Here is a 13,658-nt window from a genome sequence, read left to right as displayed (position 1 = left end):
CGGCAGGGGAGGGGTGGTGCCCCGTGGAACGTCTCTGCGGGGCACCACCATGGGTTGCTGGTGTGGAAGGGGGTCAGCCCTTCGTGTAGACGATGCGGTAGCTGGACACGTAGCTCATGTACGTCCTGGCCCAGCTCCAGCCTCCGGTCCGGGTCCACTTGATGCCGGTGAACGCGATCCGGTAGGTGGTGCGGTCACGGTAGGAGTACTGGTAGTGCGTCTCGTAAGTGGCCAGGATCTTCTGTCGGCCCCAGCCGTACCAGGCCACGACCTTGCATTTGAAGACGTACTGCTTGCGGTAGCGGTACTGGCGTTTCCACGAGGTGATCGGCACGGGACCGTAGTCACCGCTGACCACGTCCCAGAACCAGTGGTAGTTGTAGTTCTGCCAGCTGCTGTAGCTCCACCGGGTGGTGCGCAGGACGGTGCTGAAGCTCCGGCCGGTCCAGGCGTGTTTGGGGACGCGGCAGGTGGCGCAGCCCGTGACGTCATCGTTGTTGACGGGGTCGGCGCAGGCGTAGTCGTAGGCGTTGCAGCTACCGCCCGGCACAGGGTCAGCGGACAGGAAGCGGCCGGTCGCCGGGTTGTACAGGCGCACGCCCATGAGGGTGAGACCCGTGACGGTTTCCGCGGAGCGGTGCATGCCGCCGTGCCAGCCGTAGCGGACGTTGGTCTGGGTGCCGGTGCGGTTGCCGTACTCGTCGGTGCTCAGAACCGTGGGCGCCTGGCCCGCCGTCAGCGGCAGCTGCATCACCACGTCGCCGTGCAGGTTCACCAGTTGCAGCACGGTGTTCCCGGTCTTGGCGGTGGTGGCGACCAGCTGACCGTCGAATCCGTTGACGTTGCGGGTGAGCGCCCCTGTCGCGGTGTCCTCCACGATCCAGCGGGGGACGTCCACGTCGGAGCCGTAGTGGTTGAGCTTGGACTGGGTCTGCGTCCAGGTGCCCGAGGAGTTGGATTCGACTGTCCAGCCGCGGAAGCGGAGCTGGGAGTCGAGGGTCCAGGTCTGACGCTGGCTGCCGGCGGTCTGCTGGCGGACCAGGTCGTTGGTGTAGTACGTCAACGTCGTGCCCGGGGCCGCCGTGGTGCGGCCGAAGGCGTCGTAGGCGTAGCCGGAGTCGACCAGCCGGTCGGCGCTGTCGTAGGTGTGGCTCACCGTCGTGGCACCACTGCTGGTGCACTCCAGGCCGGGCTGTGCGGCCGAGGTGGCCAGCGTCTTGCGATTGGAGTTCTTGTCGAAGGCGTAGCTGCGGGTGACGCAGACGGCGTCGACGGTGTCGTCCTCCGCCTGCACCAGCCGGCCGACCTTGTCATACCGGTAGCTTTGGTTGGAGGTCTGCCCCAGCGAACCGGTGTAGAGCGACCGCTGTCCGTGGACCGTGGGCACCAGGGTCTCGGAGAAGAGGACCTCGCCGTCGCTGTCCCGGGTGTAGGTGCGCTGCGTGGCCATGCCCGCTGGGTTGGTGCTCTGGCTCAGGGTGTAGCCGCCGGGCAGCTTCTGACTCAGCACCTGACCGTCGGCGTCGTAACCGACTGAGAAGGAGCCGGCCACCGAGTCCGTGATCGAGGTGGGCAGGTCCCGCGGGTCGACCGCGGTGTCGTAGGCGTACGACGTGGTGGACGGCACGCTGTCGGTGACATTGAGCGGGCGGTCCTGAGCGTCGTACTCGCTGGTGGTCACGCCGCCGTCGGCGTCCGTGTAGGAGATGAGACGGCCGAGCTTGTCGTAGACCTTCCTGATCGTTCCGCCGTTGGTGGATGTGATCGTGGCAACCTTGCCGCTGGCGGAATCGTACGTCGTGGTGACGGCTGGGACGGCCGTGCCGAGCCCACCGGTGATCGTCACTGTCTTCGCACGGCCGGCGGCGTCGTACTCGGTCGTCTTGACACGGGTGCTGCCGTTCGCGGTTTCCGTCAGCTTGGTGGTCTCGCCCCAGCGGTCGTACTCGGCCGTGGTGGTCACCAGCTCCGCCGGGTTCGAGCCGCCTCCGGTGATTGCCGCCGCCGGGCGGGTGCGGCACACCTCGTCGGCCCACTCAGGGCGGCCGCCGCAGACGCCGGTGCCCTCACCCGTGTAGTAGTCGGTGATCACGGTGCCGGCGTCGGATCCGCTGGACGCGGGCAGGCTCCGGCTGACCTGGAGTCCGGCGGCGTCGTAGCTCGCCTTCTCGGTGATGGCCAGACCAGCGGGGTCCTGGATGGTGCTGGTGGGCTTGCCGACCACCCAGTCGTAGACGGTCTGCGTGACCCGGGCGTCGGCCGTGAGCGTCGGCCAGTTGCGCGGCTGTCCGCCCTCGGTGCTCTTGGTGACCTTGTCGGAGACGGATGCAGTGCCGTCGGTGGGACGGCCGCTGTCGTACTCGTTGACCGTACGGTGACGGACGGCCAACTGCTCGCCGGCGGCTGCCACCGTGGTGGTGCCGTCCTTCAGGTCGCTCTCCAGCACGACGCGGTGCAGCGGCCCGAGAGTCTCCAGCTCACGGGAGCCGTCGGTGTTGTAGGCACTGCGGTTGGAGAGCAGTTCGGCGCGCTCGCCGGCGGGCAGGGCTGCGATACCGAGGTCGGCCAGCTGGGCCTTGTCGGCGTCGGTAGTGCCCAGCGCCAGGGCGCGGTTGGCCGCGGACAGCTCGCGCACGGCGTTGCCGGAAGCGTCGTACTCCGTGGTGGTGATGTTCTTGGCCGGGTCCAGGGTGTTGACCTCACGCCCGGAGGCGTTCAGGTAGTGGACCATGGCGCGCCCATAGGCGTCTGCCGTGAGACTGGCGCCGTCGTGCGACGCCGGGGTGAAGCCTGTGGGGATGATGGCGGTGGCGTCGGTGGGGGCATCCAGCTGACCCCATGCCTGCACATCGCCGGAGCCCATGGCGCGGGGCGCCTTGGCGCCGGTGAGCGGGACTCCGTAGACGATGGAGGTCTCGGCGGTACTGCCGTCGAGCTCGTCGGCGGATCCGGCCTTGAGCGTGGGGCGGGAGACCTTGAGCAGCATGCCGTCGCCGGCTACCGGGTCGGTGCCGACCTTGCCGTAGACGAAGGTCCACGGCAGCTGGCCGGGCGGCGTCATCTGGGTGACCCGTCCCAAGCTGTCATAGGCGTACGTCGTCTTCAGCGCCGGAGAGATCCGGGGGTCCCAGGTCTCGCGCAGGCGGCCGGAGGTGTCGTAGGTGTACTTCGCCACGGTCGTCGCCGTCGAGACCGTGGCTCCCGGCGAGGTGGCCCAGGCGCGGATCTCCGCCACCTGGTCCTTGACATCGCCGAAGGCGCCCGCCGTGGCCGTAGTCGAGGTAGCGTAGACGAACTCCAGGACGCGGCATCCCCGGGTGGCCGGGGCGGTCTCGCAGGTGCCGACGCTCACCGCGCTGGTGGCAGCGATGACATGCTTGGGCCGTGCGAGCACCTTTCCGTCCACCGTGACGGCCTCGGATACCACCTCGGTGGTCGAGTGTGCCTGGCCGTCGATCAAGGAACGCGACACGGTCCACGCTGCGGCCGAGGAGTTCACGCGGCTGAACGTGGTCACGGTGCCCTCGGTGTCCGACAGGGTGAAGTCGCCGCTGGAGAAGCTGCCCTTGAGGGTGAGGTTCTCGGCTCCCGGCTCGGGAATCCAGCCGGTCTTGGCCGCGTTCGCGGTGAAGGAGATCGTCTCGCCGTCGGTGGTGACCACGTCGAGCGAGGTCGCGGAGGTCTTGACCAGCTCGGAGTAGTCGGACTCGACGGTCTGGGCCGCCGTTCCGCTCGTCCACTCCTTGCCGAAGATCGCAGCCTGGCCGTCCTGGGCCGCTCCTGCCTGCGGGGTACGCGAGGACGCAGCGCGGGTCACCGTCGTGTCGAACAGCGAGACATCGGTGCCCGACAGGGTGTAGTCGCCGGTGAGCAGGTTCAGCGAACCGGGGCCGGCCTCGGCCGCGGCGGCGCCGTCGGCGTTGCGATCCACCACGACCGACAGCGGCTGGGTGCTGCCGGAGGCGCTGTTCGGGCCCGTGAAGTCGGCCTTGACCTGTATCGAACCGTCCGGGTTGACGGTGTCGGTGGTGTTCCAGACCAGGGTGCTGTTCCTGCCGTTGGTGACAGGCACCGGCCACGCGGTCAGCGGGCTGCCACCGGAGGTCACATCACCGGCCGGGATCATCACCCAGTCGTCCGCCTCCGAGCGGCGCCAGGAGAACGACACCTTGTCATATTTCGCAGCGTCGGCCTCGGCGACCAGCGGCAGGCGGCGTGCGGTGCGCTCACCCTCGGCGGGCTGGATGAAGCCGCCGGGACCAGCGTGGAAGACGTACTCGGCCGGCTCGGACTTGTTGTCCGCCTTGTCGACCGAGCGGACCTGGAGCGTGTGCGTGCCGTCCTTGGGCGGGGTGACGCTGATGGCCTTGTCAGCGGTCGAGCCGCCGGTCGGGACCTTGGTCCAGGTCACCCCGTCGAGCGACCACTCCAGCCAGTCGTGGTCACCGCCGGCGGGCGGGGTGACGGTGAACGTGCCCGCCTGGCCGGTGCCCTTGACCCACTTGTCCGACGGATAGTCCGTGGAGGCGATCTTCGTCGGGGCGGACGGGGCCTTGGTGTCGACGGTGAAGGTCTTCCACGCCGACCAGCCGGTGTTGTAGTGCGTGCCGTCGTACGGGCTGGTGCGGAACTTGTACGTCTTGCCGTCCGCGAGCACGCCGGAGGGCACGGTCACCGAGGCGACCTGCCCGGAGGGCACGTACTTCGACACCAGGACGTTGCCGACCTGGGTGTTGGTGGCGTTGTCGTAGATCTGGAAGGTGCCGTTGACCTTGTCGCCGTCGGCGTCGACGAAGGTGTCCCGAAGGGTCGGGGCGGTGGTGTTGACGACGTAGGTGCCGCTGTAGGAGAAGTACGGTGGTCCGGCCTCCTGCTTGGTGCCGGTGCGCGGCCGGTAGTTGTAGTTGACGACCAGCTTCGGCGGGTTCGTGGCCGCGTTGGCGGAGTTGACGCGTTTCCACTGCGCCACCACCGACTCGTCCGTGGCGCGGATGCCCATGTGGCCGCGGGTGGCCTTGGCCGACGCCCACTCCTGCACCAATGCGGTGATGTCGGCGTTGATCCAGCCCTTGGGCTGGGTGCTGGTGCACGACGGGTTGCCGCGGGTCTCGGTGGAGGTGGCCTTCTTCGCCGTCATCGTCGGGCGGTTGGTCCACCGGCTGGAGGTGGAGGCGGCGCCGGAGGACCACACCTCCCACGGGTACGCTTTGCAGTCGGTGTTGCCCGAGTGGAAGTTGTACAGCGACAGCTTCGCGTCCAGGACCAGCGCGTCCTGAACCGGCGTGGTGTTCCAGGAGATGAAGGTCTGCGCGGTGCGCGGGGTGCCGTCCGCGTTCTTGGTGCCGGGGTTGCCGAAGTCCAGCTCGGTGTCGGCCGACCAGTCGACGGTCTCGCCCTGCTGCACGTAGGTGTCGAAGACGTTGGACAGCGAGGAGGTGGACGGGTCGATGGTGACCGGGTACTGGGTGTCCGGGTCGGTGAGGAACTCGGCGTCCGGGGTGATCACCAGGTCGACGGAGGCGCCCTTTTGGACCACCTTCAGGCCGACCTTGGCCTTGCGGGTGTGTTCACCGGAGCGCTCATCGACGGTGGCGTCCCACATCACCGGCGCGGGCATGACGGCCCGCTTCTTGTTCTTCTTGTCGGTGAACAGCACACTGCCGTCGGCGAGTTGCTTCGCCTTCAGGCCCTTGGCCTTCAGCGGCAGCGTGTAGGAGTAGCCGTCCGCGTCACCGGTTTCGAGGCGCTGCTTGAGTTCGACGTACTGTTCGAAGCCGGTCCGGGTGGCCGCCACGACCACATCCGCGCCGGGGACGGCGTTGACGTACTCCGCCCGCGTGCCGTCCAGCTTCGGCTGCGGCAGGCCGCCCTTCCACTGCAGGGTGATCTGCTGATCGCCCTCGCCCAGGGTCACCAGGTCGGTGGCTTCGGCCTGCTGAGCGGCGTTCAGTGACTTCGCCGGGGTCCCGGACTTGCCGGCCAGCCGCAGCCCGCGCGGGTGGGCCTTGGGCGCGACGGTCCCGTCGGCGCCCTGGACGAGGTCCAGGTCGACCTCGCGCCACTCTCCGGTGGCCTCGTCGGTGAACCGGACGGGTCCGGCGGTGAGTTCGGTGGTGAGCGAGCCGTCCTTGTTCACCCAGGTCGTGGAGGTCTCGGTGCGCTCCGAGAGCGCCTCCACGCGCTTGCCCGACAGCCGGGCGGCGACGCGCGCCGACGGGATGTCCGCCGCCTGCGTGGCGGCCGCGCTCTTCGTCTCCTTGGGAATCTGTGGCGTGGCGAGGGCCGAGGTGTACGCCCCGTCAAGGAGCGTGACGGCCAGGGCCAGGGACAGGCTTCCCGCTATCCAGCGAGTGCTCCCCCCAGACCAGGAACGTCTGCGCCGGCAAGACGCATGATTGCGAATCATCCCGATTCTCCGGTCTCTTCACTTCTCGAACGCGCCACAGATATGGCGCAGTTGTGAAGCTAGCGGAAGCAAAAAGAGACCAAAGGCGGCAAGCGAGAGGTAAAAGGATCTTGAACCGGCACATCAAGACCGTGACCTTTATCACTTTACTCGGAAACCGATATTTCTCCGGCATGCAGGAGGGTTCAGAGAGTGCGGAGGCACTCGACGACGGAGCACTGACACACACCCAGCCCCATCACTCACTCCTCCACGGTCCGGCACGGGCACAGACCACTCGCCTCCCCTCCTCCTCAACTGCGGCCAACACACCGGAAGACGAAGGAGCCTGGCCGCTCCGGGTTCAAGCTGGCCGGGTCGGTGGCCCCCGTGGTCGTCTTCTTCGCCCGGACCTGCTGCACGTTTTTCTGCGCTCCGACGAGGAGATACGCCAGGAGATACGCCAGGAGATACGCGACGAAGTCCTGACAGCGATCCTGCGGCTGAGCGGGCAGGAGCTGCAGGTCCAGGTTCACGACGGCGTCGTCACCCTGCGCGGCGACGTCGACGAACGCAGCACTGCGCAGATCGCCGAACGGCTGGCCGAGGGCGTGGACGGGGCGGTCACCGTCAGGCCGCTGATCGACTACGCCATGGACGACAGGACCGCCAAGGGCTGACCACCGCGCGGGCGCCTGCCGCAGCGGGGTCCACCTGGTTCGGCCCGCTCTGTGGGGCCCCGAGGGAGCGATCCCGGGTCAGGGCGTACGGACCGGAGCGCCCAGCCGGTAGCCGTCGTCCACGGAGAACGCGGCGGCGACGGCGAAGCGATCCGCTCGGACGAGCGTCTGCCGCCACTCGACCTGGCGTCGGCCGGTGTCGTGAGCGAGTCTGTCGATCGCGAACAGCGCGGTCGACGCCGGGCAGTCGAGCAGGATGCGCTCTCCGCGGCCGGGCAGGACGGCCCGGATGCGCTCCCAGCCGCCGCTGATGCGGGTGCCGCAGTGGCGTTCGAGCTCGTCGTAGAGCGAGGTGCGGGTGAAGTCGACGTCCAGGAGCGGGCGGGCCACGGCCGCAGGAAGCCACACGCGATCGACGGCGAGAGGCTCCTCGTCGGCGAGACGGAGGCGTTCGAGGTAGACGAGCGGTGTGGACTCCTCAAGTCCCAGGCGGGCAGCGATGACACCGTCGGCGCGCTCGTCGAGCACTCGTATGACGCTGCGCTGGACGGCGCCGACCTCCTCGACGGAACGGAAAAGGCTGTATCGCTCACCGATCTTCTGCTCCAGCGGGCGGCCGGCGGTGAACCGGGAGACCTTGCCGCGCCGGGCGGTGACGAGGCCCTCCGCACGAAGCTGGCGGAGGGCCTCGCGGACCGTGTGCCGGCTCACCTGGTACTCGGCCACCAGGTCGTGCTCGCCGGGGAAGACGTCGCGGAACTCTCCGTCTTCAAGACGGCGCAGCAGGTCGGCGCGCAGCTGGGCCCACAGCGGCCTGCCCGCGGATCGGATGAGGGGACGGGGACCGGGTCGGGATGTCACCGGCGCCTTCCTGGGGCTCGGGGGTCGGGCGGATGCTGCTGACACAAGGTGAATGTTCGTACATTCGCAGGTACGGTGCAAACCCGCACTCATCGGCTCCTCGGGCAACGAGCGAGTGGGCCCGGCCCGCGGGTGGCGGTGACCGGTACCCGACCCGTACCCGTACCCGTACCGCTGGGCGGGCGGCAAAAGCCGAAGGCCCCGCGACGGGTCCGGACGCCCGCCGCTCAGGCGGCAGCCGGCCAGCAGTGACCGTCACCGGCCGCGGGGTGCACCAGCCCGCGGCCGTGCGGGAAACCTCAGATGAGCACGTCGATGAGCATGAACAAGGCCATCGCGAGGAGCAAGGCGGCGAAAGTTCGCTGCAGGGCGGCCCCGGAGAGCTTGGCTGCCAGCCGCTTGCCGTCCCAGGCGCCGAGGACGGCGGCGCCCACGAACGGACCGAAGATCGCGAGGTCGAGGGACGTTCCTCCGGCCGCCAGGCGGGTGGCGAGGGACGCCACCGAGTTGATGAGGATGACCACGAGGCTGGTGCCGACGGCCTTCCGCATCGGCAGGCGGAGCACCGACACCAGGGCGGGCACGGCGAGGAAGCCGCCGCCGACTCCCAGCAACCCGGTCACCGCACCCAGGCCGGCCCCGGCCGCGGCGGTGTGCAGGCAACCGCCCCGGCCGGCGGACCTGCCGGGGACGTCGGCGCCGCTCGTGTCCTGCGGCGCGGGGCCGCCCGCGCCCTTCGCCGCCGCGCTCGTCCCGCCGGCCGTTTGGAGTGCCGCCCGGACGGCGGGCGTCTGCGCGCGCCCGGCCCGGCCGGAGTGGGACGCTACGGCCCCCACGGCCGGCTCGGGTGCCGCGGCCTGCGAGGCGGACGCGGCGGGCCGACGGGCCCCTTGCGCCGCGTGGAGACCGCGCAGCATCACCACGGCGGCGAAAGCGGCCAGGACAGCGAACGCGGTGGTCAGGACGGCCTGCGGTATGCGGTGGGCGAGTACGGACGCTCCGATGGCGGGTGCCACGCCGGCCGCGGCGAACAGCGCGCCGGTCCGCCAGCGGATGTTGCCGGTGCCGGCGTGGCGGGCGAGCGCGGTGACGGAGGTGACGGTGACGACGACCAGACTCGTGGTCCCGGCGTCGGCGGGTGCGACGCCCAGGAGGTACACCAGGGCCGGGACCGCGAGCACACCACCGCCACCGCCGAGCGCACCGAGCGCCAGGCCGACCACGGCTCCGCAGAGCAGGGCGAGGATCAGCACGCTCACGCCGGGACGCCGCCCGGTGTCGTGTCGGCGGGGTGCGCGACCGCACCTCGCCATGCGGAGAAGCCGCCGCGCAGGTCGGTGGTCTCGAAGCCGCGGGCCCGCAGTACGGACGCGGCCACCGACGAGCGGTTGCCGCTCGCACAGAACACGGTCAGCGGCTGGTCGGTCGGCAGCTCGCTCAGGCGGTCGACCAGTTCGGGCAGCGGGATGAGGCGAGCGCCGGGGATGGTGCCGTTCTCACGCACCTCCCCCAGGCCGCGCACGTCCACCAGCTCGAAGCCGTCCTCGTCCTCGGCGAGCCGGTCGTCGAGATCGGCGGCCTCCACGCGCTCGGCGACGGTCAGGTATCCGGCGCCGACGGCGTCGACCGGAGTCGCCAGGGCTCCGAGGACACGGTCGAAGCCGATGCGGGCGAGACGGTTGCGGGCCTCGCGCGCCGTGGCCGCATCGCCGCACAGGATGATGCTGTCCCGGGCGTCGAGCACCTCGCCGACGAGCTCGGCGAAGCGTCCGCCGAGGGGGACGTTGACGGCGCCGGGCAGGTGGGCGGAGGCGAACGACTCCGGGTCCCGCGTGTCCAGGACGACGGCGCCGCCCGCCCGTGCGTGGAGGAAGGCGTCGGGGGCGAGGGAAGGAACGGGAGCGTCCTCGTCCAGGACCGGACGGGCCTGGCGGTTGCGCAGGGACGTGAACGCGAAGTAGGCGGGCGCGGCGGGCTGGCCTTCGGTCACGACGGAGACGAACTCGTCCTCGGTCATGTCGGCCAGGGCGTAGTTGCCTCGGCGCTGGTTCCCGATCGTGCAGCTCAGCTCGGTCGAGAGGTTCTTGCCGCAGGCCGAGCCGGCCCCGTGCGCCGGGTAGACGCGTGTGTCGTCGGGGAGGGTGAGCAGGCGCTCACGGGTGGAGTGGTACAGGGCGCGGGCCATGTCCTCGGCGGACCGGCCGCGGGCGCTGAGCAGGTCGGGACGGCCGACGTCGCCGATGAACAGCGTGTCGCCGGTGAGGACGCCGTAGGGGACGGCGTCGTCGGCGTGCTCGCGTACGACGACGCAGATCGACTCGGGGGTGTGGCCGGGGGTGTGCAGGATCTCCAGGTCGACCTCGCCGAGGTTGAGGTGCTCGCCGTCGTCCAGGGGGTCGGTGTCGAAGTCGAGCGAGCCGGCGGAGCCATAGGAGATGCGGGCGCCGGTGCGCTCGGCCAGCTCCAGGTGACCGGAGAGGAAGTCGGCGTGGATGTGGGTCTCGAGGACCCTCTCTATGGTCAGGCCGTGACGCTCGGCGGTGGAGATGTAGTCGTTGACGTCGCGCTGGGGGTCGACCACGACGGCCCGGCCGGTGGTGCGGTCGCCGACGAGGTACGAGGCGTGGGAGAGGCACTCGAGGTAGAACTGCACGAAGATCAGCGGCTTGGTGTGGTTCGTCATGACGGGCTCCTGAAGGATGAGCGGTGACGGTGCGCCGGGGCGTCGGGCCCGGGCGCGGGTGGCGGGCCGGTGGGGGCGCGCGTCATGGATGCGACGCGGCGACGGCGAGGTGGCCAGGGGCGGCGATGGTACGCCCGGGGCCCGGACCGCAGGTGCGGCGCGCCGGGCCCACCGGCCGGTGCGGCGGTCGGGCCGTTCCGGCCCTCGGGCGTCGGACGTCGGGCGTCCGACGCGGGCGTCGGGTCAGGCGAGCCCGCGGAGCATGAGGTTCCAGTAGAGGAACGGCAGGCCGCGCCGCTTGAGGTACCACATGTCGGTGCGCTCGCGGATGGTGTCGATCACCGGGATCGACGGGGTGGGTCGGCCGCTGTAGTCGAACTCGGCGAGCAGCATCTTGTTGCGGGCCGTGGTCAGCGGGCACGAGGAGTAGCCGTGGTACGCGGCCGTGGGTTCCCGGCCGTTCATCGTGGCTAGGAGGTTCTCGACGACCACGGGCGCCTGCTTGCGCACGGCGGCGCCGGTCTTGGAGTTCGGGGACGATCCGGCGTCTCCGAGGGCCCAGACGTTGGGGTACCTGACATGTCCCATGGTGTGCTTGTCGATCTCGACGTAGCCGGCCGGGTCGTCGGCTCCGGCGAGCGGGCTGTGCTTGATCCAGTCCGGGGCGCTCTGCGGCGGCACGAGGTGGGCCATGTCGTACGGCAGGGTCATCCTGCCCCCGGTGCCCAGGTCGGTGACGACCACCTCGCGGCCCTCGGGGCGCACCTCGGTGACCTCGCTGCTGTAGTGGACGTTGATGCCGTACCGGCGGACCACGTCGTCAAGCACGCGCGCGAACTCCGGAACGCCGAAGATGGCGGCACCGGGTATCACGAGGTGGACGTCGATCTTTCCGAGAAGGCCGTGCTCGCGCCAGTAGTCGGCGGCGAGGTATGCGATCTTCTGGGGGGCGCCGCCGCACTTGATGGCGCCCGTCGGCATGCTGAACACCGCGCTGCCCGAGCGCATCCCGCTGATGAAGCGCCAGGTCGCGGGAGCGGTGTGCGGCAGATAGTTGCTCGACAGACCGTCCTTGCCCAGCCCGGCCTCCAGGCCCGGCACCCGGTCCCAGTCCAGCTGGATGCCGGGGCAGACCACCAGATGGTCGTAGGAGACGGTGCCGCCGTCGTCCAGCGTCACCTCCTGGGCTTCGGGGTCGACGGCGACGGCGGCGTGGCGGATCCACCGCACGCCCTTGGGCATAACGGTCTTCTGCGGGCGGATGCTCTCCTTCAGCGGCGCTCGTCCGCCGCCGACCAGCGTCCACAGCGGTTGGTAGTAGTGGTCGAGGCTCGGATCGAGCACTGCGACGCCCTTTTCACCGGTTCGGCGGAGCCGAGCCGCGACCGAGATACCTGCGGTCCCACCGCCGATGATCACAGTCCGGTGGTGCTGATTGGTCACCAAGGGAACCTCCCCTCAAATGTACGTACATTTAACGCTAGGCGGCGCGACTCCGATACGCAAGCAACCTGGGGAAATCTCATTCAGTTGTACGGACATTTCGTCCCTGCGGCTGAGTACCTGTCCGCCTCGCGCGCGGCCGGAGGGGAAGGCGGGAACGCCTGCACACCTCCCGGACGGCTCGAGCCCCGGTATACGGGCCTGGCTGAGGGCGGGCGCGGACTCGACGGCGGCAGCGTCGGCGCCGGCGAGGGTTCCGTCGGCCCCCGGCCCGATCGGAGTGGCAGTACGGCGTGACATCTGTCATTGCGGCAGGAGGCGGGCCCTGTGCCCGGACATGTCGATCACGAACAGCGGCGCTCGGCGATCTTCCAGGCTGTGTGCCGGGTGGTCTGCGCGAGTGGCGCGGAAGGGCTGACTCTGCGGTCGGTGGCTGCTGCCGCCGGTTGCACGACGGGCATGATCGCCCATGACAAGAAGGCACTGGTGGCGCAGGCCGCACCGCTGCATGGCCGCCCGCATCGATGCCATGCCCGCTCAGGGCAGCGCACGCCGGAAGGCGGCTCGGGCGGCAACCCCTCCTTCGGAGGCCCGTGTACCGCGAACGGCGGGGCTGGCGGGCAGGCCGGCATGCCGTCCGGGAACACGCCGATACGCCTGTCCGGTACGCCTGGTCCGGCCGCAGGCATCGGAGACTTCGCCCAGGGCGGCGGTCCCGGCGCAGGTGCCTTCCGGATCAACGGCGACGAGGTGCATCCAGGCCGAGGGCTCTCTCATGTGGCCTCATCCAACCGTTGAGTTGCAGCGAGGCGCAGTGCGCCCTGCGCGGGGCGCGCGCGGGTCACCGATCTTTGCGAGACGCTCCAGCATGGGCGCGGCGAGGGTCAACCCAAACCTTTGGCCTTCCCGTTGACCCAAACGTTTGGGCCCGGCATCGCGATTTCTCGCGAAGGGAGTGTCGATGACTCAAGAAGCCATTCCAGAGCTGGTTTTGCGGCCTGTGCCGTTACGGCAACTGCCCGCCTACCGACGGTTGGTCATCGCTGGTCCGATGGCCGGCCTGATCCTGCTGGGCGCCGTGGTCAGAGTGGTGGCGCGGTCCGCCCGAGCCGGCATCGGCCCCGCAGGAGGTGTGCTCATCGTCGTGCTGCTGGCCGTGTCCGCCGTGGCCTGGCTGGGCCTGTACGGCTGGCAGCGGTCACGCCGCCAGCGGGTCAGCTACGCGAACGGCCGACTGACCGTCATCGACCGCCTGGGCCGGACAGGCTCCGTCGAACCGACCGCCGCCACCGCCCACCCGGTGCGCGGATCCAAGGGCGAGTCCGTGCTCCTCGTGGTGTCCGGCACGGCGGGGCAGACCCCGGTGCTGTTGCCCGCGGAGCACTGGGACTGGCGGTACCTGCAGGACAAGGTGTTCCAGCCCGCGGGGTTCACCATCGCTGTGGCGTCGGAGCACGACAGCACGCCACGGGCCCTGCGCACGGCCTACCCGGGCCTGCGGCTGCCGTTCTCCGTCGCCCGGCCGTACCTGTTCGCGGGCCTGCTCACCTTCGGCATCATCGTCCTGATCACGGCCATCGTCGCCGTCGTGTCCCTGCCCTGACTG

The 13,658-nt window shown here is 70.0% G+C and carries 8 protein-coding genes; 3 read left to right on the top strand and 5 right to left on the bottom strand.

Annotated features, from left to right (window positions below; translation table 11 throughout):
• Nucleotides 1-73: 73 nt before the first annotated feature.
• Nucleotides 74-6,319 carry a DNRLRE domain-containing protein gene (locus ACFY4A_RS21895; RefSeq protein WP_390831073.1) on the bottom strand — a complete coding sequence of 2,082 codons (6,246 nt, stop codon included), beginning with the start codon at nucleotides 6,317-6,319 and terminating at the stop codon, nucleotides 74-76.
• A 197-nt stretch (nucleotides 6,320-6,516) separates the two neighbouring features.
• On the opposite strand from ACFY4A_RS21895, the gene ACFY4A_RS21890 reads away from it, so the two are divergent.
• Nucleotides 6,517-7,065 carry a BON domain-containing protein gene (locus ACFY4A_RS21890; RefSeq protein ID WP_390831044.1) on the top strand — a complete coding sequence of 183 codons (549 nt, stop codon included), beginning with the start codon at nucleotides 6,517-6,519 and terminating at the stop codon, nucleotides 7,063-7,065.
• A gap of 78 nt (nucleotides 7,066-7,143) precedes the next feature.
• On the opposite strand, the gene ACFY4A_RS21885 is transcribed toward ACFY4A_RS21890, so the two are convergent.
• The 4 genes from ACFY4A_RS21885 to ACFY4A_RS21870 all read right to left on the bottom strand — a co-directional run bounded on the left by ACFY4A_RS21885 (nucleotide 7,144) and on the right by ACFY4A_RS21870 (nucleotide 12,055).
• Nucleotides 7,144-7,926: a GntR family transcriptional regulator gene (locus ACFY4A_RS21885; RefSeq protein ID WP_390831043.1), complete on the bottom strand. Its 783-nt coding sequence runs from the start codon at nucleotides 7,924-7,926 to the stop codon at nucleotides 7,144-7,146.
• Between the two features lie 299 nt (nucleotides 7,927-8,225).
• Nucleotides 8,226-9,185: a TSUP family transporter gene (locus tag ACFY4A_RS21880; protein WP_390831042.1), complete on the bottom strand. Its 960-nt coding sequence runs from the start codon at nucleotides 9,183-9,185 to the stop codon at nucleotides 8,226-8,228.
• Nucleotides 9,182-10,609, bottom strand: a complete 1,428-nt coding sequence (locus ACFY4A_RS21875) for a rhodanese-like domain-containing protein (protein WP_390831041.1) — start codon at nucleotides 10,607-10,609, stop codon at nucleotides 9,182-9,184. The genes ACFY4A_RS21880 and ACFY4A_RS21875 overlap by 4 nt, the downstream gene beginning before the upstream one ends.
• Before the next feature lie 243 nt (nucleotides 10,610-10,852).
• Nucleotides 10,853-12,055 (bottom strand): FAD/NAD(P)-binding oxidoreductase, encoded by a 1,203-nt coding sequence (locus ACFY4A_RS21870; RefSeq protein WP_390831040.1) that lies wholly within the window; start codon nucleotides 12,053-12,055, stop codon nucleotides 10,853-10,855.
• A gap of 324 nt (nucleotides 12,056-12,379) precedes the next feature.
• On the opposite strand from ACFY4A_RS21870, the gene ACFY4A_RS21865 reads away from it, so the two are divergent.
• Together ACFY4A_RS21865 and ACFY4A_RS21860 are read left to right on the top strand one after the other, a co-directional pair.
• Nucleotides 12,380-12,850 (top strand): hypothetical protein, encoded by a 471-nt coding sequence (locus ACFY4A_RS21865; RefSeq protein ID WP_390831039.1) that lies wholly within the window; start codon nucleotides 12,380-12,382, stop codon nucleotides 12,848-12,850.
• A gap of 253 nt (nucleotides 12,851-13,103) precedes the next feature.
• On the top strand, nucleotides 13,104-13,655 hold the full coding sequence (locus tag ACFY4A_RS21860; RefSeq protein WP_390831038.1) for a hypothetical protein: 552 nt from the start codon (nucleotides 13,104-13,106) through the stop codon (nucleotides 13,653-13,655).
• The last annotated feature ends 3 nt before the right edge of the window (nucleotides 13,656-13,658 follow it).

It is taken from the genome of Streptomyces sp. NPDC001292 (assembly GCF_042896465.1).
Classification (GTDB): Bacteria; Actinomycetota; Actinomycetes; order Streptomycetales; family Streptomycetaceae; genus Streptomyces.
Note: the sequence above shows the minus strand (reverse complement) of the source record. Positions and strands in the feature narration are given on the sequence as shown.